General features: G+C 67.4%; 30 protein-coding genes. 26 read left to right on the top strand and 4 right to left on the bottom strand.

Annotated features, from left to right (window positions below):
* The first annotated feature begins 15 nt into the window (after window positions 1-15).
* The 26 genes from rplC to rplQ all read left to right on the top strand — a co-directional run bounded on the left by rplC (window position 16) and on the right by rplQ (window position 14079).
* Window positions 16-735: a 50S ribosomal protein L3 gene (gene rplC / locus JJQ90_RS02040; protein ID WP_216872793.1), complete on the top strand. Its 720-nt coding sequence runs from the start codon at window positions 16-18 to the stop codon at window positions 733-735.
* 11 nt (window positions 736-746) lie between these two features.
* Entirely contained in the window at window positions 747-1391 is a 645-nt protein-coding gene (gene rplD / locus JJQ90_RS02035) for a 50S ribosomal protein L4 (RefSeq protein WP_216873729.1), read from the top strand.
* A 32-nt stretch (window positions 1392-1423) separates the two neighbouring features.
* Window positions 1424-1720, top strand: a complete 297-nt coding sequence (locus tag JJQ90_RS02030; RefSeq protein WP_457851877.1) for a 50S ribosomal protein L23 — start codon at window positions 1424-1426, stop codon at window positions 1718-1720.
* Between the two features lie 4 nt (window positions 1721-1724).
* Window positions 1725-2558 (top strand): 50S ribosomal protein L2, encoded by an 834-nt coding sequence (gene rplB, locus JJQ90_RS02025; protein WP_216872791.1) that lies wholly within the window; start codon window positions 1725-1727, stop codon window positions 2556-2558.
* 5 nt (window positions 2559-2563) lie between these two features.
* Window positions 2564-2842: a 30S ribosomal protein S19 gene (gene rpsS, locus JJQ90_RS02020; protein WP_216872790.1), complete on the top strand. Its 279-nt coding sequence runs from the start codon at window positions 2564-2566 to the stop codon at window positions 2840-2842.
* A gap of 1 nt (window position 2843) precedes the next feature.
* Window positions 2844-3248, top strand: a complete 405-nt coding sequence (gene rplV, locus JJQ90_RS02015; protein ID WP_216872789.1) for a 50S ribosomal protein L22 — start codon at window positions 2844-2846, stop codon at window positions 3246-3248.
* Window position 3249: 1 nt separating this feature from the next.
* Window positions 3250-3927 carry a 30S ribosomal protein S3 gene (gene rpsC, locus JJQ90_RS02010; RefSeq protein WP_216873728.1) on the top strand — a complete coding sequence of 226 codons (678 nt, stop codon included), beginning with the start codon at window positions 3250-3252 and terminating at the stop codon, window positions 3925-3927.
* A 12-nt stretch (window positions 3928-3939) separates the two neighbouring features.
* A complete protein-coding gene (gene rplP / locus JJQ90_RS02005; protein ID WP_216837909.1) occupies window positions 3940-4365 on the top strand; it encodes a 50S ribosomal protein L16 in 426 nt (141 codons plus the stop codon).
* A gap of 1 nt (window position 4366) precedes the next feature.
* A complete protein-coding gene (gene rpmC, locus JJQ90_RS02000; protein ID WP_168050557.1) occupies window positions 4367-4582 on the top strand; it encodes a 50S ribosomal protein L29 in 216 nt (71 codons plus the stop codon).
* Between the two features lie 12 nt (window positions 4583-4594).
* The gene (gene rpsQ, locus JJQ90_RS01995; protein ID WP_216872788.1) at window positions 4595-4912 is read left to right on the top strand and encodes a 30S ribosomal protein S17; all 318 of its coding nucleotides are present in this window, start codon (window positions 4595-4597) and stop codon (window positions 4910-4912) included.
* A 12-nt stretch (window positions 4913-4924) separates the two neighbouring features.
* Window positions 4925-5293, top strand: a complete 369-nt coding sequence (gene rplN, locus JJQ90_RS01990) for a 50S ribosomal protein L14 (RefSeq protein WP_216872787.1) — start codon at window positions 4925-4927, stop codon at window positions 5291-5293.
* Between the two features lie 4 nt (window positions 5294-5297).
* A complete protein-coding gene (gene rplX, locus JJQ90_RS01985) occupies window positions 5298-5618 on the top strand; it encodes a 50S ribosomal protein L24 (protein WP_216872786.1) in 321 nt (106 codons plus the stop codon).
* Window positions 5615-6316: a 50S ribosomal protein L5 gene (gene rplE / locus JJQ90_RS01980; protein WP_216872785.1), complete on the top strand. Its 702-nt coding sequence runs from the start codon at window positions 5615-5617 to the stop codon at window positions 6314-6316. Before rplX ends, rplE begins: the two co-directional genes overlap by 4 nt.
* A gap of 53 nt (window positions 6317-6369) precedes the next feature.
* Complete coding sequence (gene rpsN, locus JJQ90_RS01975; protein ID WP_216872784.1) at window positions 6370-6675, top strand: 30S ribosomal protein S14; 306 nt, start codon at window positions 6370-6372, stop codon at window positions 6673-6675.
* 12 nt (window positions 6676-6687) lie between these two features.
* On the top strand, window positions 6688-7086 hold the full coding sequence (gene rpsH / locus JJQ90_RS01970; RefSeq protein ID WP_216872783.1) for a 30S ribosomal protein S8: 399 nt from the start codon (window positions 6688-6690) through the stop codon (window positions 7084-7086).
* A 13-nt stretch (window positions 7087-7099) separates the two neighbouring features.
* Window positions 7100-7633, top strand: coding sequence for a 50S ribosomal protein L6 (gene rplF / locus JJQ90_RS01965; RefSeq protein ID WP_216872782.1), 534 nt, complete (start codon window positions 7100-7102; stop codon window positions 7631-7633).
* Window positions 7633-7998: a 50S ribosomal protein L18 gene (gene rplR, locus JJQ90_RS01960; RefSeq protein WP_216872781.1), complete on the top strand. Its 366-nt coding sequence runs from the start codon at window positions 7633-7635 to the stop codon at window positions 7996-7998. Before rplF ends, rplR begins: the two co-directional genes overlap by 1 nt.
* 11 nt (window positions 7999-8009) lie before the next feature.
* Entirely contained in the window at window positions 8010-8648 is a 639-nt protein-coding gene (gene rpsE / locus JJQ90_RS01955) for a 30S ribosomal protein S5 (RefSeq protein WP_216872780.1), read from the top strand.
* Entirely contained in the window at window positions 8641-8829 is a 189-nt protein-coding gene (rpmD, locus tag JJQ90_RS01950) for a 50S ribosomal protein L30 (protein ID WP_216872779.1), read from the top strand. Before rpsE ends, rpmD begins: the two co-directional genes overlap by 8 nt.
* A gap of 1 nt (window position 8830) precedes the next feature.
* Complete coding sequence (gene rplO, locus JJQ90_RS01945) at window positions 8831-9325, top strand: 50S ribosomal protein L15 (RefSeq protein ID WP_216872778.1); 495 nt, start codon at window positions 8831-8833, stop codon at window positions 9323-9325.
* Window positions 9326-9456: 131 nt separating this feature from the next.
* Window positions 9457-10824 carry a preprotein translocase subunit SecY gene (gene secY / locus JJQ90_RS01940; RefSeq protein ID WP_216872777.1) on the top strand — a complete coding sequence of 456 codons (1368 nt, stop codon included), beginning with the start codon at window positions 9457-9459 and terminating at the stop codon, window positions 10822-10824.
* Window positions 10821-11477, top strand: a complete 657-nt coding sequence (locus JJQ90_RS01935; protein ID WP_216872776.1) for an adenylate kinase — start codon at window positions 10821-10823, stop codon at window positions 11475-11477. Before secY ends, JJQ90_RS01935 begins: the two co-directional genes overlap by 4 nt.
* Before the next feature lie 220 nt (window positions 11478-11697).
* On the top strand, window positions 11698-12075 hold the full coding sequence (gene rpsM, locus JJQ90_RS01930; RefSeq protein ID WP_168034741.1) for a 30S ribosomal protein S13: 378 nt from the start codon (window positions 11698-11700) through the stop codon (window positions 12073-12075).
* A gap of 1 nt (window position 12076) precedes the next feature.
* A complete protein-coding gene (rpsK, locus tag JJQ90_RS01925; RefSeq protein ID WP_168050545.1) occupies window positions 12077-12475 on the top strand; it encodes a 30S ribosomal protein S11 in 399 nt (132 codons plus the stop codon).
* A gap of 42 nt (window positions 12476-12517) precedes the next feature.
* A complete protein-coding gene (locus tag JJQ90_RS01920) occupies window positions 12518-13531 on the top strand; it encodes a DNA-directed RNA polymerase subunit alpha (RefSeq protein WP_216872775.1) in 1014 nt (337 codons plus the stop codon).
* A gap of 122 nt (window positions 13532-13653) precedes the next feature.
* Entirely contained in the window at window positions 13654-14079 is a 426-nt protein-coding gene (gene rplQ, locus JJQ90_RS01915) for a 50S ribosomal protein L17 (protein ID WP_216872774.1), read from the top strand.
* A 51-nt stretch (window positions 14080-14130) separates the two neighbouring features.
* Here rplQ and JJQ90_RS01910 read toward each other — a convergent pair whose 3' ends face one another.
* From JJQ90_RS01910 to JJQ90_RS01895, 4 genes are read right to left on the bottom strand one after another with little or no spacing between them, the layout of a single operon-like run.
* On the bottom strand, window positions 14131-15792 hold the full coding sequence (locus JJQ90_RS01910; protein WP_216872773.1) for a DUF4166 domain-containing protein: 1662 nt from the start codon (window positions 15790-15792) through the stop codon (window positions 14131-14133).
* Window positions 15789-16229: a thiol-disulfide oxidoreductase DCC family protein gene (locus tag JJQ90_RS01905; protein WP_216872772.1), complete on the bottom strand. Its 441-nt coding sequence runs from the start codon at window positions 16227-16229 to the stop codon at window positions 15789-15791. The genes JJQ90_RS01910 and JJQ90_RS01905 overlap by 4 nt, the downstream gene beginning before the upstream one ends.
* 7 nt (window positions 16230-16236) lie before the next feature.
* The gene (locus tag JJQ90_RS01900) at window positions 16237-17109 is read right to left on the bottom strand and encodes a DMT family transporter (RefSeq protein ID WP_216872771.1); all 873 of its coding nucleotides are present in this window, start codon (window positions 17107-17109) and stop codon (window positions 16237-16239) included.
* Entirely contained in the window at window positions 17106-18074 is a 969-nt protein-coding gene (locus tag JJQ90_RS01895; protein WP_216872770.1) for a Bug family tripartite tricarboxylate transporter substrate binding protein, read from the bottom strand. The genes JJQ90_RS01900 and JJQ90_RS01895 overlap by 4 nt, the downstream gene beginning before the upstream one ends.
* Window positions 18075-18117 lie beyond the last annotated feature (43 nt).

Raw genomic sequence — 18117 nt, 5'->3', positions numbered from 1 at the left:
TAGAGGACCGACATAATGTCCATCACAGGCCGTCAGGTTACGGGCCGTTCCGGGCTGATCGCCCGGAAGCTGGGGATGACCCGGCTTTTCAATGAGGACGGTTCCACCGTCCCTGTCACCGTTCTGCATGTCGACAACGTTCGCGTTATCGCGCAGCGCACGCTCGAGAAGGATGGCTATGTCGCCGTCCAGGTCGGGATTGGCGTGGCGAAGCCGAAGAACGTGACGAATCCGCAGAAGGGCCACTTCGCGAAGGCCGGCGTCGAGGCGCCGCGCAAGACCGTTGAGTTCCGCGTGGCCGAGGACGCGACTCTCGCGCCCGGCACCAAGCTCGGAATCGGCCATTTCGTCGCCGGCCAGAAGATCGATGTCACGGGCACGACCCAGGGCAAGGGCTTCGCTGGTGCGATGAAGCGCTGGAATTTCGCGGGTCTCGAGGCGTCGCACGGCGTTTCGGTCAGCCACCGTTCGCATGGTTCCACCGGCAACCGTCAGGATCCGGGCAAGACCTTCAAGAACAAGAAGATGGCCGGCCATATGGGTGTCGAGCGCGTGACCACGCAGAACCTGGTCATCGCCGGGCATGATGCGGAGCGCGGGCTGCTGCTGGTGAAGGGCGCCGTTCCCGGTTCGAAGGGCAGCTATGTGCTGGTGCGGGACGCTGTGAAGCGTGCGCGCCATGCCGATGCGCCCTATCCGGCCGGTCTGGCTGCCGAAGCTGGGGCGGAAGGGTAAAGATCATGGCCATCCAGCTTCCTGTCATCAATCTCGACAATGACTCCGTCGGCCAGGTCGACCTGCCGGAGGCGCTGTTCGGCGCCGAGCCGCGGGCCGACATCATGGCCCGTGTGGTCCATTGGCAGTTGGCCAAGCGCCGCGCCGGGACCCACAAGGTCAAGGGCATGGGCGAGGTCTCCGGCACCACCAAGAAGCCGTATCGGCAGAAGGGCACCGGCAATGCGCGCCAGGGCTCCCTGCGGGCGCCGCAGTACCGCAAGGGTGGCATCGTCCACGGTCCGGTGGTGCGCGACCACGGCTACAACCTGAACAAGAAGGTCCGCCGCCTCGGCCTGATCTGCGCGCTCTCCGCCAAGGTGGCGGCGGGCAAGCTGATCGTGCTCGACACGGCCACCGCCGGCGACGAGGCCAAGACCTCGGCGATGGTGGCGCAGCTGAAGAAGCTGGGCTGGGACAGCGCCCTGGTGGTGGATGCGACGGTGGATGAGGGCTTCGCCCGCGTCACGCGCAACATCCCCAAGATCGATGTGCTGCCGACCATCGGCGCCAATGTCTACGACATCCTGAACCACGACGTGCTCGCGGTGACGCGTGCCGGCCTCGAGGCTCTGGCGGCGCGGCTGAATGGCGCGACGAAGGAATCCGAAGCATGAGCGAGACGGCACCCAAGCCGCGCGGCAAGGTCCTGTCCGCCGAGCGCCTGTACCAGGTGATCCTGGCACCGGTGGTGACGGAAAAGGCGACGCGCCTGAACGAGAGCAGCCAGGTCACCTTCAAGGTGACGCTGGACGCGACGAAACCGGAGATCCGGCAGGCGGTCGAGAAGCTGTTCAGCGTCAATGTCGAGGCGGTGAATACGCTCGTGATGAAGGGCAAGGCCAAGCGGTTCCGCGGTCGTAAGGGCCAGCGTTCCGATTGGAAGAAGGCGGTGGTGAGGCTGCAGGCCGGCCAGACCATCGACCTCACGACGGGGCTCGCGTAACGCCATGGCATTGAAGAACTTCAACCCGGTCACCCCGTCGCTGCGCGGCACGGTCCTCGTGGACCGTTCCGACCTGTGGAAGGGCAAGCCGGTCAAGGGGCTGACCGAGGGCAAGTCGCACTCGGGCGGCCGCAACAACCATGGCCGTACCACGGTCCGGTTCCGGGGCGGCGGACACAAGCAGTCCTACCGCATCGTCGACTTCAAGCGCCGCAAGTTCGATGTGGCCGCGGTTGTCGAGCGCCTGGAATACGACCCGAACCGCTCCGCCTGGATCGCGCTGCTGAAGTACGCGGATGGTGAGCTCGCCTATATCATTGCGCCGCAGCGCCTGAAGGCGGGCGACAGCGTGGTGTCGGGCGAGAAGGTCGACATCAAGCCGGGCAATGCGATGCCGCTGGCGAACATTCCGGTCGGCACCATCATCCATTGCCTGGAGATGAAGCCGGGTGCGGGTGCGAAGATCGCGCGTTCGGCGGGCACCTTCTGCCAGCTGGTCGGCAAGGACGCCGGCTATGCGCAGGTGAAGCTGATGTCGGGTGAGGTTCGCCTGGTGCGGGCCGAGTGCATGGCCGCCATTGGCGCCGTGTCCAACCCGGACAACAGCAACCAGCAGATCGGCAAGGCCGGCCGCATGCGCTGGATGGGCTTCCGTCCGCATCAGCGCGGCGTGGTCATGAACCCCGTCGATCACCCGCATGGTGGTGGCGAAGGCCGCACCTCTGGTGGTCGTCATCCGGTTACCCCGTGGGGCAAGCCCACCAAGGGTGCCAAGACCCGTAACAACAAGCGTACGGACCGGCTCATTGTCCGGCGCCGCAACGCGACGAAGGGCTGACGGCAATGTCGCGCAGCGTCTGGAAGGGGCCGTTCGTCGACGGCTACCTGCTCAACAAGGCAGAGGCATCCCGCGCTTCGGGTCGCAACGAGGTCATCAAGATCTGGTCGCGCCGCAGCACGATTTTGCCGCAGTTCGTGGGTTTGGTGTTCGGCGTCTACAACGGGAAGAAGTTCATCCCGGTGCAGGTGAACGAGAACATGGTGGGCCACAAGTTCGGCGAGTTCTCGCCGACGCGCACCTTCACCGGGCATTCGTCCGACAAGAAGGCGAAGCGGGGCTAACATGAGCAAGCCGAAGCACGAGCGCGGGCTCGAAGAAACCGAAGCGCAGGCGATCACGAAGAACATTCGTGTCAGCCCGCGGAAGCTGAACCTGGTGGCGGGGTTGATCCGCGGCCGCACGGCACAGGATGCCGTCGCGACGCTGACCTTCTCCAAGCGCCGCATTGCGCAGACGGTGAAGAAGACACTCGAGAGCGCGATCGCCAACGCCGAGAACAACCACAGCCTGGATGTCGACCGCCTGGTCGTCACCAAGGCCGAGGTTGGGCGCGCCGTGGTGATGAAGCGTTTCCATGCGCGTGGCCGTGGCCGCTCCTCGCAGATCGAGAAGTGGTTCAGCCATCTGAAGATCGTTGTGGCGGAGCAGACTGTTCCGGCGCCGGCGGCACAGCAGGAGGCCGCGTAACATGGGTCACAAAGTCAATCCGATCGGGCTCCGGCTCGGCATCAACCGCACCTGGGACAGCCGCTGGTTCGCGGAGCGCGACTATGCGCGGATGCTGCATGAGGACCTGAAGCTGCGTAAGACGCTGCGTGAGCGCCTGAAGGGCGCCGGCGTGTCTCGCGTGGTCATCGAGCGTCCGGCGAAGAAGCCCCGCGTGACGATCCATGCCGCCCGTCCGGGCGTCGTGATCGGCAAGAAGGGCGCGGACATCGAGAACCTGCGCAAGGACCTGGCGAAGATGGCCGGGGCCGAGGTCTCGCTGAACATCGTTGAAATCCGCAAGCCGGAAATCGACAGCACGCTGGTGGCCGAGAGCATCGCGCAGCAGCTGGAGCGCCGCGTGGCGTTCCGCCGTGCGATGAAGCGCGCCGTGCAGTCCGCCATGCGCCTCGGCGCCGGCGGCATCCGCATCAACTGCTCCGGCCGTCTGGGCGGGGCGGAGATTGCGCGCATGGAGTGGTACCGCGAAGGCCGTGTGCCGTTGCACACGCTGCGCGCGGATATCGATTTCGGTGTCGCGACCGCGAAGACCACCTATGGCACCTGCGGTGTCAAGGTCTGGATCTTCAAGGGCGAAGTCATGGCTCATGATCCGATGGCGCAGGACAAGCGCGCCGCGGAACAAGCCCCGCAGCGCTGAAGGTAACTGATCATGCTGCAGCCTAAGCGCACGACGTTTCGCAAGGCCCATAAGGGCCGTATCAAGGGTATCGCCCGTGGCGGCTTTACCCTGACCTTCGGCGGTTTCGGTCTGAAGGCGCTGGAGCCCGAGCGGGTGACGGCGCGGCAGATCGAGGCGGCGCGGCGCGCCATCACGCGCGCCATGAAGCGCCAGGGGCGGGTTTGGATCCGGATCTTCCCGGATGTGCCCGTTTCGACCAAGCCGGCCGAAGTCCGCATGGGCTCCGGCAAGGGCGCGCCGGAATACTGGGTGGCACGGGTGAAGCCGGGCCGCATCATGTTCGAGCTGGACGGTGTCTCTGGTGAGATCGCCCGCGAGGCGCTCGAGCTCGGGGCGGCGAAGCTGCCGATCAAGACGAAGATCGTGACGCGCCTCGGCGCCACGGCGGAGGCCTGAGATGGCGCAGACGAAGATCGCGGACGTGCGGGCCAAGACCCCGGACGAGCTGCAGGAGATGCTGGTGAACCTTCGGAAGGAGCAGTTCAACCTGCGCTTCCAGCGGGCCACCGGCCAGCTTGAGGCGACGGGTCGCATCAAGGAAGTTCGCCGGGATATCGCGCGGGCGAAGACGATCATGACCGAGCGCGTCCGCGTCTCGGCGAAGCAAGCTTAAGGGGTTCGGGCGATGCCGAGGCGCGTCCTCACGGGCCGGGTGGTCAGCGACAAGACCGACAAGACGATCACCGTCTTGGTCGAGCGTCGCGTGATGCATCCGCTCTACAAGAAGTTCATCCGTCGTTCCAAGAAGTACGCAGCGCATGACGCGGCGAACCTCTGCAAGGAAGGCGACCTGGTGTCGATCGAGGAATGCCGCCCGATCAGCAAGAACAAGTCGTGGCTGGTGGTCGCGCGGAATGGCGATGCGGTTGAGCGTCCGGAGGGCTTCGATGCCCCGGTCGTCGCCGCGAAGCCCTCCGCCGATGCGCCCGCTTCGGCAAGCTGAGGCGGATAAGACATGATCCAGGTCGAATCCAACCTCGACGTCGCCGACAATTCCGGCGCGCGCCGCGTCCAGTGCATCAAGGTGCTGGGCGGGTCGAAGCGCCGCACGGCGTCCGTCGGTGACATCATCGTCGTTTCCGTCAAGGAAGCGATTCCCCGCGCCAAGGTGAAGAAGGGCGAGGTGCATCGCGCCGTCATCGTCCGCACGGCCTATCCCGTGCGGCGCATCGACGGCACCGCGATCCGCTTCGACGGCAACGCCGCGGTTCTGATCAACAAGCAAGGCGAGCCGATCGGCACCCGTATCTTCGGACCGGTCGTGCGTGAGCTGCGTGGGCGCAAGTTCATGAAGATCATCTCGCTGGCGCCGGAGGTCCTGTAAGGCCATGGCCGCGAAGATCAAGAAGGGCGACCGGGTCGAGGTTCTCGCCGGTCGCGACAAGGGCAAGAAGGGCGATGTCATTCGCGTCGTGCCCGAGGAAAACCGCGCCTTCGTGCAGGGCGTGAACATGGTGAAGCGCCACACCAAGCCGCAGGGCATGGGCAAGCCGGGTGGTATCGTCGAGAAGGAAGGTCCGATCGACCTCTCCAACCTGGCGCTGCTCGACCCGGTGTCCGGCAAGGCGACGCGGGTGGGGTTCAAGGTGCTCGAGGACGGCAGCAAGGTTCGTGTTGCCCGACCCTCCGGCGAGGTGATTGACCGATGAGCGGGACCAAGAAGGGCGCCAAGGCGCCGGCGAAGTCGACGCCCCCGAAGAAGAGCAACGCCGCGCCTGCCGCCAAGGGTGGTGAGCAGCGCGTGGCCCCGGCTTCGCCGGCGGCCGTCGCCAAGGCTGGTGCTGCCAAGGCGGCGCCGGAAGGGCAGACGCGGCTTCGGAAGCTGTATGAGGAGGTGGTGCGCAAGCGCCTGTCCGACGAGTTCGGCTACAAGAACCCGATGGAAGTGCCGAAGCTCGAGAAGATCGTGATCAACATGGGCGTCGGCGAAGCCGCCGGCGATTCCAAGAAGCTCGATGCCGCCGTCGCGGACCTGATGGCGATCGCCGGCCAGAAGCCGGTGAAGACCCGGGCCCGCAAGGCCATCGCGGGCTTCAAGATCCGCGAAGGCCAGGCGATCGGCTGCAAGGTCACGCTGCGCAAGGCGCGGATGTACGAGTTTCTTGACCGGTTGGTGACGATTGCCCTGCCGCGCGTGCGCGACTTTCGTGGTATCCCCGGCAACCGCGGCTTCGATGGCCGTGGCAACTACGCCATGGGCCTCAAGGAGCAGATCGTGTTCCCTGAGATCAACTACGACAAGGTCGACACGGTGCGCGGCATGGACATCCAGTTCGTGACGACCGCGAAGACCGACAAGGAAGCCAAGGCGCTCCTCAAGGCGTTCGACCTTCCTTTCGCAAACTGATTTGGAAAACCGCCTGACACGCGTCAGGCAGGTTCCGGAGGATTAGAGACGGTATGGCCAAGACCTCGTCTGTCATGAAGAACAAGCGTCGTGAACGGCTGTCCAAGCTGCACGCGCCCAAGCGCGCCGCCCTCAAGGCGGTGGTGATGGATCGCGAGTTGCCGGTGGAAGAGCGGTTCGAGGCGACGTTGAAGCTGGCACAGTTGCCGCGCAACGGTGCCAAGATCCGCGTCCGCCTGCGCTGCGAGCTCACCGGTCGTCCCCGCGGTAACTACCGCAAGTTCAAGCTCAGCCGTAACCAGCTTCGTGATCTTGCCAATAATGGCCAGATTCCGGGGCTGGTTAAGGCCAGCTGGTAAGGAGGGCCGCGCATGTCGCTGTCCGATCCGTTGGGTGATATGCTCACCCGTATCCGCAACGCGCAGCGCGCACGGCAGAGCCGTTGCGTCGCGCCGGCCTCGAAGCTGCGGGAGAATGTTCTCGATGTGCTGAAGCGCGAAGGCTACATCCGCGCCTTCGCCACGGAGCAGCTCCGCCCCGGCATCAGCGTCATCAGCATCGAGCTGAAGTATTCTGAAGGCGAGCCCGCCATCAAGGAAATCGCGCGCGTGTCCAAGCCGGGCCGCCGGGTCTATTCCAAGATTGCCGAGCTGCCGAAGTTCTACTCTGGCCTCGGTATTTCGATCCTGTCCACGCCGAAGGGCGTGATGAGCGACAATGAGGCTCGCGCTGCCAATGTTGGCGGCGAAGTCCTTTGCCGCGTATTCTGACGGGAGGATAGACATGTCTCGCGTCGGCAAATATCCGGTCCCGGTTCCGGCAGGCGTCCAGGTGGCGCTGCAGGGCCGCAAGATCGTGGCCAAGGGCAAGAATGGCGAGCTGTCGCTCGACCTGACCGAGGAAGTCGATGTCACCATCGACGACGGCCAGGTCGCGGTGGCGCCGCGTGGCGGGGACCGCAAGTCCCGCACCATGTGGGGCACCACGCGCAGCCTGATCCAGAGCATGGTGACGGGCGTTTCCACCGGCTTCGCCCGGAACATGGAAATTACTGGCACCGGTTATCGTGCGGCCGTGCAGGGGAAGGAGCTGGTGCTCAACCTCGGCTACAGCCACGATATCCGCTATCCGATCCCGGCGGGCATCAAGATCACCTGCGAGAAGCCGACCTCCATCAAGGTGGAAGGCGCTGACAAGCGCCAGGTTGGCCAGGTGGCCTCTGAGATCCGCGCGTATCGCGGCCCGGAGCCCTACAAGGGCAAGGGCGTGCGGTACGACAACGAGGTGATCCTCCGGAAGGAGGGTAAGAAGAAGTAATGGCCGACAGGAAGCTCGCACTCACGGAGCGCCGCCGTTCGCGGCTGCGCTACCAGCTCAAGATGAAGTCGGGTGGCCGCGTTCGGCTGTCCATCTTCCGCTCGGGGCGGCACATCTATGCGCAGGTCATCGACGACAAGGCGGGCCGCACGGTGGCCGCGGCCTCGTCGCTCGAGAAGGCGATGCGCGATGAGCTGAAGACCGGTGCCGACAAGGATGCGGCTGCGGCCGTTGGCAAGCTGGTGGCGGAACGCGCCCTGGCCGCCGGCGTGTCGGCGGTGGTGTTCGATCGTGGGCCGTATCTCTATCACGGCCGCATCAAGGCGCTCGCGGAGGCTGCCCGCGAGGGCGGCCTGTCCTTCTGAGGAGTTCGGGAATGGCACGGGAACCCAGGAGCGGCGAGGGCGGCGGTGGCGGTGAGGGCGATCGTCGCCGGGGCCGCGGTCGCGACCGCAACGAGAACCGGCAGGAGCGCCAGGACGGCGACGACCTGAAGGACAAGCTGGTCACCATCAACCGTGTGGCCAAGGTGGTGAAGGGCGGCCGTCGCTTCAGCTTCGCCGCGCTGGTCGTGGTTGGCGACCAGAAGGGCCGCGTCGGCTGGGGCGCCGGCAAGGCGCGTGAGGTGCCGGAGGCGATCCGCAAGGCGACGGAACGTGCGAAGCGCACGATGATCCGCGTGCCGATGCGCGAGGGCCGCACCCTGCATCATGACCAGATCGGCGAGTACGGCGCCGGCCGCGTCATCCTGCGTGCCGCGCCGGCCGGTACCGGCATCATCGCCGGTGGCCCGATGCGCGCGGTGTTCGAGACGCTGGGCATGGGCGACGTCGTCGCCAAGTGCACCGGCACGACGAATCCGCATAACATGGTGAAGGCGACCTTCGCGGCGCTCGGCCGTTGCACCAGCCCGCGGGCTGTTGCGGCACGCCGCGGCAAGAAGGTCTCGGACCTGCTGGGTCCGCGCAAGGATGCCGTGGCCGAGGGCGCGGCGCCGGAGGCAGCCAATGTCTGACAAGAAGACCGTGAAGGTGACCCAGACCGGGTCGCCGATCGGCCGCAAGCCGGGGCAGCGCGAGACGCTGATCGGGCTGGGCCTGAACAAGATCCGCCGCACCAGCGAGCTGGAGGATACTCCGGCGGTGCGCGGCATGATCCGGAAGGTCGCCCACCTGATTCAGGTGGACGGGGAATAACATGAAGCTCAACGAAATCCGGGACAACGACGGCGCCCGGCCGAAGTTCAAGCGCATCGGCCGTGGCATCGGCTCCGGCAAGGGCAAGACCTCTGGCCGCGGCGTCAAGGGTCAGAAGGCGCGCACCGGCGTGTCGCTGAATGGGTTCGAGGGCGGTCAGCTCCCGATCTATCGGCGGCTGCCGAAGCGTGGCTTCGTGAACATCTTCCGCAAGCACTACGCGCCGCTGAATCTCGGCGCGCTGGACAAGGCGATCGCCGATGGCCGCCTGCCGGCCGAAGGCGCGATCGACGAGGCGATGCTGCAGGCCGCAGGCGTGGTGCGCAGCTCGCCGAAGTATGTCGGCGTGCGCCTGCTGGCGACCGGCGAGATCACCCGCGCGGTCACCCTGACCGTGTCCGGTGCCTCCGCCGCGGCGGCTGCCGCGATTCAGGCCGCTGGCGGCTCGCTGACGTTGCTGGTGACCCCGGCGGCAGATGCCGAGGCCGCAGCCTGAGGCGACCGAGCTGTTGTCGCCCTTGCACCAGCGTGTGTGGGGCGGCACTTTAGGATAGCTGCGACGCGGCGTCCCGGGCCTGCCTTTTCGGCGTGGCATGGGGGCGCCGCTTTCGCGAGGAGGGATCGCATATGGCGTCCGCCGCCGAACAGCTTGCGGCCAATCTGAACCTCGGGGTGCTGGCCAAGGCCACCGAGCTGAAGAATCGGCTGTGGTTCACCCTGGGCGCTTTGATCGTCTACCGGATCGGCTCCTACGTGCCCGTGCCTGGCATCGATGCCGGCGTGATGGCGGAGCTGCTCCAGCAGATGGGCGGCGGCATCCTGGGCATGTTCGACATGTTCACCGGCGGTTCGCTGGGGCGCATGACGATCTTCGCGCTCAACATCATGCCCTATATCTCCGCCAGCATCATCGTTCAGTTGATGACGGCCGCCATTCCCTCCTGGGAAGCCCTGAAGAAGGAAGGCGAGTCGGGGCGGAAGAAGCTCAACCAGTACACGCGCTACCTGTGCCTGTTCATCGCGATCTTCCAGGCCTACGGCATCGCCGTGGGGCTCGAGAGCCTGCGCGGCAGCTTCGGGTCGGCGGTGCATGATCCGGGCTGGTTCTTCCGCGTCTCCTGCGTCATCACGCTGGTCGGCGGCACCATGTTCCTGATGTGGCTGGGCGAGCAGATCACCGCGCGCGGCATCGGCAACGGCATCAGCCTGATCATCTTCGCGGGTATCGTGGCGAACCTGCCCTCCGCCCTGGCCAGCACGCTGGAACTGGGCCGGACAGGCGCGCTCTCGACCTTCTTCATCATGGCCTTCCTGGTCATCGCGCTGCTGGTTATCGCCTTGGTGGTCTTCGTGGAGCGGGCGCAGCGGCGCATCCCGGTGCAATATCCGAAGCGCCAGGTGGGCAACCGGATGTTCGGCGGCGAGAACACGCATCTGCCGCTGAAGCTGAACACGGCCGGCGTCATGCCGCCGATCTTCGCCTCCTCGCTGCTGCTGCTGCCGGCCACCTTCGCGGCCTTCCGGTCGGATCAGACCGAGGCGTCCTGGATCACCGACGCCGCCAATCTGCTGGCCCATGGGCAGCCGCTGTACATGGCGCTGTACCTGGCGCTGATCGTCTTCTTCGCCTTCTTCTACACGGCGGTGGTCTTCAACCCGCAGGAGACAGCGGACAATCTGCGCAAGTATGGTGGCTTCGTGCCGGGCATCCGGCCAGGCCTGCCGACCGCGCAGTATTTCGACCGGGTGCTGACCCGACTGACTGCGGTGGGCGCCATCTATCTGTCCGTCGTCTGCATCCTGCCGGAGTTGCTGATCTCCAATTACGGTGTGCCCTTCTACTTCGGCGGCACCTCATTGCTCATCATCGTCTCCGTCACCATGGACACGGTGGCCCAGGTGCAGTCACATTTGTTTGCCCATCAGTATGAAGGGCTCATCAAGAAGGCGCGGCTGGGTGGTCGTGGCACGCAGCCGGGGGGACGTGGTCGATGAGGTTGATCCTGCTGGGTCCTCCGGGCGCCGGCAAAGGCACGCAGGCGAAGCGGCTGGAGGAGCGCTACGGCGTTGTCCAGGTTGCCACGGGCGACATGCTCCGCGCAGAGGTGAAGTCCGGCTCCGCCATCGGCCTGGAGGCCAAGGCGATCATGGAGCGGGGCGAGTTGGTGCCGGACAGCATCCTAATCGGCATGCTGGCGGGCCGCGTGCGGGCGCCGGACGTGCAGAAGGGGTTCATCCTGGATGGCTTTCCGCGCACCGTGCCGCAGGCCGAGGCGCTGGACAGGATGCTGGCCGAGACGGGACTGCCGCTCGACCAGGTCGTTGAGTTGAAGGTGGATGATTCGGCGCTGGTCGATCGAATCGCCGGTCGCTTCACCTGTGCGAGATGCGGCGAGGGCTACCACGACCGCTTCAAGCCGACGGCTGTCGTGGGCGTCTGTGACGCCTGTGGCAGCACGGAGTTCGTGAGGCGTGCCGATGACCGTGCAGAGACGGTCGCGGCGCGGCTGGAGGCCTATCACCGCCAGACAGCGCCGCTGCTGCCGCATTACGCGGCGCAGGGGAAGCTGCGGCAGGTGGATGGGATGGCCGAGATGGACGAGGTGACGCGGCAATTGGCCGAGATCCTCGGGCCTCCCGGCGCGTGACTTGACTCCCCTGCGGGGGTCGGTGTAGCACCCGGCCCCTGCGGTCCGGAGGTTCCTCCGGCCGCTCTTCGCCGTTGCGTGCCTGATTGGGGTTTTCCAGCGAGTCCCGCTGGCCTTGTCCCGCTCCGGCGGGGCCCCTCCCGGGCCTGGTTTTTATGTATGCGGGCCGCAAGCCCGTCTGTTTGATGCGGGCCACAGGCCCGATGAGGAGAGAGGCACCGTGGCGCGCATCGCCGGCGTGAACATCCCAACCAACAAGCGGGTGCTCATCTCGCTCCGCTACATCTATGGCATCGGTCCGCAGAACGCGAAGGTGATCTGCGAGCAGCTCGGCATCCCTGAGGATCGCCGCGTGAACCAGATGACCGACGATGAAATCCTCCGCGTGCGCGAGCTGATCGACCGGGAATACCGCGTCGAGGGCGACCTGCGGCGTGAAGAGGCGATGAACAAGAAGCGGCTGATGGACATGGCCTGCTATCGCGGCCTCCGTCACCGCAAGGGTCTGCCGGTCCGTGGCCAGCGCACGCATACCAATGCGCGCACCCGCAAGGGCAAGGCCGTGGCGATCGCCGGCAAGAAGAAGGTGACGAAGTAAGATGGCTCGCGAACCCCGCGCCGGCTCCCGCCCCCGCAAGAAGGAACGGAAGAATATTTCTTCCGGCGTGGCGCATGTCCTCGCCTCCTTCAACAACACCGTGGTGACGATCACCGACGCGCAGGGCAATGCCATCGCCTGGTCGTCGGCCGGCAGCCAGGGCTTCAAGGGCAGCCGCAAGAGCACGCCCTATGCCGCCCAGGTCGCCGCCGAGGACGCCGGCAAGAAGGCCCGTGAGCATGGCATGGAGACGCTGGAAATCCAGGTCTCCGGGCCGGGTTCGGGCCGTGAGTCGGCGCTGCGCGCTTTGCAGGCTGTCGGCTTTTACGTCACCGCGATCCGCGACGTGACGCCCATCCCGCACAATGGCTGCCGCCCCCGGAAGCGCCGCCGCGTCTGATCGGACGTGGCTGGCGCATCGGTGCAGGCAGGGGAATAGACCGTGATCGAGAAGAACTGGCGTTCGCTGATCGAGACCAAGAAGGACGTCGAGCTCGGCGCCGACCCGACGCGGCTCGCGACGCTGATCGCGGAGCCGCTGGAGCGCGGCTTCGGCATGACGCTGGGCAATGCGCTGCGCCGCATCCTGCTGTCCTCGCTGCAGGGCGCGGCGGTGACGGCTGTGCGTATCGACGGCGCGCTGCATGAATTCAGCAGCCTTCAGGGTGTGCGCGAAGACGTGACGGACATCGTCCTGAACGTGAAGCAGCTTGCTGTTCGCATGCAGGGCGATGGGCCGAAGCGCCTCCAGCTCACCGCGACCGGCCCGGGCGAAGTGACCGCCGGCCAGATCCAGACCTCGGGCGATATCGAGATCTCGAACCCCGACCTGGTGATCTGCTCGCTCGATGACGGCGCCAAGCTGTCCATGGAGCTGACGGTCGATACCGGCAAGGGCTACGTTCCGGCCAGCGAGAACCGTCCCGAGGATGCGCCGATCGGCCTGATCCCGATCGATGCCATCTACTCCCCGGTGCGCCGCGTGGCCTATCAGGTACAGCCGACCCGCGTCGGCCAGAAGACCGACTACGACAAGCTGGTCCTGACCGTCGAGACCGACGGCACGGTGACGCCGGAGGATGCGGTCGGCATCGCCGCGCGCATCCTGCAGGAGCAGCTTCAGCTCTTCATCAACTTCGAGGAGCCGCGCCAGCGTGTGGTTGAGGAGATCCGCGACGATCTGCCCTTCAACCGCAACCTGCTGCGCAAGGTCGACGAGCTGGAGCTCTCGGTCCGCTCGGCGAACTGCCTGAAGAACGACAACATCGTCTATATCGGCGACCTGGTTCAGAAGACCGAGCAGGAAATGCTCCGCACGCCGAACTTCGGCCGCAAGTCGCTGAACGAGATCAAGGAAGTTCTCGCCTCCATGGGCCTCGGCCTCGGCATCACCGTGCCGGGCTGGCCGCCGGAGAACATCGAGGACCTGGCGAAGAAGCTCGAGGAGCCCTTCTGAGGGCGCCTTCGGGCAGGCGGAGGGGCAGTCACGCTCCCCGACTATGAGTGTGAAACTGCGCTGCACATATACACTGTGCCCCCGCCGAGGCGGGGGTGCAGGTTCTCTAAGGAAACAGGACCATGCGTCACGGCGTATCCGGCCGTAAGCTCGGCGTTACCACCAGCCACCGGCTCGCGATGCTCCGCAGCATGGCGACCGCCCTGCTCAAGCACGAGCAGATCTCCACCACCCTGCCCAAGGCAAAGGAACTGCGCCCCTATGTCGAGCGGATCATCACGCTCGGCAAGCGCGGCGACCTGCATGCGCGCCGCCAGGCCTATGCGCAGATCCGCGACCCGAAGGTGGTCGACAAGCTGTTCTCGACCATCGCGGATCGCTACAAGACCCGCGAAGGCGGATACACCCGCGTGCTGAAGGCCGGCGTCCGCTACGGCGATGCGGCCGACATGGCGGTGATCGAGCTGATCGAGCGCGATGTCGCGGCCAAGGGCTTGGACAGCGGCCCGCGGCCGGAGACGGTGCCGAGCGAGGCGGACGAGGCGTAAGGCCTTCTCCTCTCCAGGGCTACGGGACAGGGCGCCGCGAGGCGCCCTTTTTCATGCGCGCTCCGGCACCAGCCAGCCGCGGTAGCGCACGATGCGGCCGAGGCGGAGCGGCAGGCTGATTTCCACGTCGAAGGTGAAGCGGCCAGCGGCGTCCACTTCCTCCTTCGCGTCGCTCAGCGGCGCGAGGCGGCGGGGCAGGGGAATGCCGAGGCAGCGCCAGCCCTGAAGCTCCAGCCGCATCCCCTTGGCGTCGCAGGGCAAGGCGAGATCGAAGGCGAAGGGGCCGAAGCGCTCCGTCAGATGTCCGGAGCGGCTGGCGGAGAGCCGGCTGGTGAAGCGGCGCGGGCCGAAATGGCGGGTCCAGCGCTCACCCTCGTCCGTCGCCTCGATCTCAACCCGCACCGGCATGCGGCCCGGCGAAGGGAACCCGACGAGGCGTGCGACCAGGGCCGCCAACCGGCTGGAAGGCCCGTCCACCTCCGCCATGCCGGACGCGGCCTGCCACCAGCCTGGGCGGTGCAACGCGCGCAGGGGCTCCGGCAGCCGCGCGAAGGTCTCCGCGCCAAGGGTCAGGGCAAAGAGCGGCAGCGGTCGACTGACCTCCGACGTGCAGCGGATGCGATAGGGCGTGAACTCCGCCTCGATGGCAGCCAAGTCTACCACGCCGACGCAGGCGGAGGCGCCGGCGCGGCCTTCCAACCTTCCCTCCGCCAAGGCGCGCAGCACCGCGAGCGCCGGCAAGGTCGGGACCATCGGCCCATCCCCCGCCTCGGCCAGAAGCATCCAGCGTGCCAGGGTGGGCAGGCCCTCGGCATCCCGGCCGCGCGCTTCCACCAGCATGCCGCCGCGATCGGTGCCGAAGCGGTCGAAGGCAGCGGCCAGCCAGCGGAAGGCGCCGCTGAAGCGCGCCAGATTCAGCCCGGCACGCCCCGCAAGGCTGGCGAGCCACAGGCCGAAATGCAGCGGCGCCAGTTCCAGCCCCGCCCGGAAGATCGCCGCGCGGCGGGGCGCGAAGCGGGCCGGGATGAGGTCGAGGTCCGGCGTGTCGCAGAGCGACAGCCATCGCCGGCCAAGCCCGGGCAGCGGCCGGCGGTGCAGCATTCCCCAGCCTGGTTGAACGCGCCAATGCCCGTCGCCAAAAACCCGGACGGGGCGCCCGGCATAGGACAGGATGGCCCGTACCACGCTGTGCCCACGCGGTGCCCGGTTGCCGGGGGAGATCGCGACCTCCACCGTATCCACCTGCCGCCAGCCGCGCAGCAAATGGTCCAGCACGGCATTGGACAGCGCGGGCGTGGAACTGGCGCCGGTCAGCGCCAGGCGGCCGGCACCGCGCGCTTCCTCATCCAGCGCGGCCGCGAAGCCTGCCACATGTTCGCGCGCGTCGGACAGGTCGATGGCATGCATCCCGGCCGCAAGGGCCGCGCGGGGCAGGTGATAGCCGGCGCCCTGCCAGGGGCCCGCGGCATCCACCAGGGCGAAGGCGCCGGTGGCACGCAGGGCTTCCGCCGTCATCTGCGCCGCATTGAGGGCCAAGGCGGAGATGTCGCGCCCGGGATGCCTGGCCCGCAAGGCGCCGGCCAGCGCCTCGGCCCGGCCGAGATCACGGCCGGCGACGACAATGCCGAGCGTGGTGGTCTCCGCCAGGCCATGCACCAGCCTGGTGCCGAAAGTGCCGGTGCCGCCGACGACCAGCACCCGAAGCGCCGTCACGGCTCCCGCGCGACATGCCGACGCAGCTCCGGCCCAGGGACCATGCAGGTCTCGGTCCGCCCGAACAGCCGGTAGCGGTTTTGGGCAATGCGGTCGTAGACCCAGTCGCGCCAGCTTTTCGGCACATGCCGCAGATGTCGCACCCAGCCCCAGCGCGGCAGGCGCGACAGCACCTGAAGGGCGGCGTCCGACTTCATATGGGCGACGCCATCCAGCACCGCCGCATTGCTCTCCGGGTTCTCGGGATGGATGCCGAGCTGCGCCGCCAGCCGCCCGCCCAGCGGGTCCTGCACCGCGGTGAAGCGGAAGCGGGCCGCCGGATCACGCGCCGCGACGAAGCGGAAGGCGGCGGAGCAGATCACGCAGACGCCGTCATACAGCACGGTGCCATCGGGAATGTCCCGCACCGGCCGAGGCGCCCAGCGATCCCTGCTCATCCGCGCTTCATCCCCGGCGGGTCCCCCGCAACTCCAGCCGCGTCAGCCAGAAGCCGGCGGCGATGATGATGGCGACGCCCACCAGCATGCCCGGCTCCGGCACCTCGTCGAAGAACAGCCAGCCGAACAGGATGGCCCAGAGGATCATGGCATATTGCCAGGGCACCACCACCGGCGCCGGGGCCAGCGCCAGGGAATGTGTGACGGCCAGATGCGCCGCCACCCCCACCACGCCCAGCAGCATCAGCAGCAGCGCATCCCCCCAGGCCACCGGCACCCAGCCGAAGGGCGCCAGCACCAGCCCCAGCACCAGCGCCGCGCCCATCTGGTAGGTGGCGAGCACGGTGGCGGAGGTGCCGCGCAATTCGCGCGTGGCCAGCAGATAGCCCGAATAGAGCATCATGCCGCCCAGCGCGACCAGCGTCGGCAGCCAGCCATGGTCCAGCCCCGCGCCCAGCGCCACCACGACGCCGACGAAGCCCAGCAGCACGGCGGCCAGCCGGGCGGGCTCCAGCCTTTCCTTCAGCAACAGGGCGGAGGCCAGGGCGACGAAGATCGGCGTGGCCATCCAGAAAGCCATGGTATCGGCCAGCGGCATCATGGAGACGGCCCAGTAGAAGGCCGTGACCTCCAGCGTGCCGCAGGCCACGCGCAGCCATTGCAGCCCGGGGCGGGGCGGGCGCAGCAGCCGCACCGGGCCTTCCCGCGCGATCATCGGCGCCAGGATCAGCAGCGCCGCCAGGCTGCGCAGCACCAGCACCTGTGCCACCGCATAGGTGGCGACCAGCCATTTGCCAAGCACGTCGTTCAGCGAAAAGCCGAGCACCGCCACCGACATCAGAAGGATGCCGGCAAGGTGGCGGTTGGAGGAGGGGGTCACTCGGCGCGGATATTCGCCTCGCGCACCAGGGTCGCCATGGCCTCGCGTCCCTCCCGCACGAAGCGGGCGAAATCGTCCGGCCGGGTGGCCAGCGGGACGCAACCGATCTGGATCAGCCTTTGCCGGATGCTGGGCACGGCCACGGCACTGACCAGCGCGTCCGACATCGCCTGCACCACGGCGGGCGGCGTGCCGGCGGGGCCGAACAGACCGGCCCATTCGTTGGATTCGAAGCCCGCAAAGCCGCTTTCGGCGATGGTCGGCACATCCGGCCGGCTTTCCACCCGCTCTGCCGTGCCGACGGCCAGGAAGCGCGCCCGGCCGCCATCCACCACCGGCCCGGCGGAGACCAGCGTGGTGAAGACCGCGTCGATCGCGCCGCCCGCCAGGTCCTGCGCCGCGGCCGCGCCGCCGCGATAGGGCACGTGGATCACCTCGATGCCCGCCCGGCGGGCGAAGGCGATCAGGCCGAGATGGCCTGCCGTCGCATTGCCCTGCGTGCCCACGGTGACCGCGCCCGGCCGCGCCTTCGCCGCCGCGACGAATTCCGCGAGCGTCCGTGCCGGGAAGTCGTTCTTCACCGCGACGGCGGAGGGGAAGGTCACCACCAGGCTGATCGGCGTGAAAGCGGTGGCGTAGTCGAAGGGCAGGCGCGGCAGCAGCGCCGGGTTCACGAGGTGGGAGGAGGCATCCCACAGGAAGGTATGGCCATCGGTCGCCCGCGCCACCTCATTCCCGCCCAGGCTGCCGCTGGCGCCTGTGCGGTTCTCCACCAGGAAGTTCTGGCCGAGCTTTTCCGTCATATGCGGCGTGATGACTCGCGCCGCACTGTCCGCCGCACCGCCAGCGGAAAAGGGCACGATCAGCCGGATCGGCCGGGCCGGCCAGGCGGGCTGGGCCTCGGCGGCCCCGGCGAAGGCGAGGGCTGGGGCGGCGGCCAGCAGCGCGCGACGGGTGGTGGGCATCGGGGCGTCTCCTGTTTGGTTCGGCGTCAGATCGGGGCAGGCG

Origin of the sequence: Falsiroseomonas oleicola, assembly GCF_019029495.1 — a bacterium.
Taxonomy (GTDB): Bacteria; Pseudomonadota; Alphaproteobacteria; order Acetobacterales; family Acetobacteraceae; genus Falsiroseomonas; species Falsiroseomonas oleicola.
This window is presented reverse-complemented; position numbering and strand designations above follow the sequence as displayed.